General features: G+C 47.1%; 1 tRNA gene. It reads left to right on the top strand.

Going from position 1 to position 204, the window contains the following annotated elements:
- The first annotated feature begins 132 nt into the window (after positions 1 to 132).
- A tRNA-Ala gene (locus H4J56_RS19495) sits at positions 133 to 204 on the top strand.

Below are 204 nucleotides of genomic sequence, written 5' to 3'. Positions count from 1 at the left end.
AACAAGGTAACCCTAGGGGAACCTGGGGTTGGATCACCTCCTTATCTTGAAGTAAAAACAGTTTAATGGAAACTCTTGAGTTTCACGAGTGTCTACACAAATTACATGATAACAAATTAGAAGAATCCCGATGGGGCTATAGCTCAGCTGGGAGAGCGCCTGCCTTGCACGCAGGAGGTCTGCAGTTCGATCCTGCATAGCTCC

Source organism: Colwellia sp. BRX8-4 (assembly GCF_014077345.1).
In the GTDB taxonomy this organism is placed as follows: domain Bacteria; phylum Pseudomonadota; class Gammaproteobacteria; order Enterobacterales; family Alteromonadaceae; genus Colwellia_A.
Note: the sequence above shows the minus strand (reverse complement) of the source record. Positions and strands in the feature narration are given on the sequence as shown.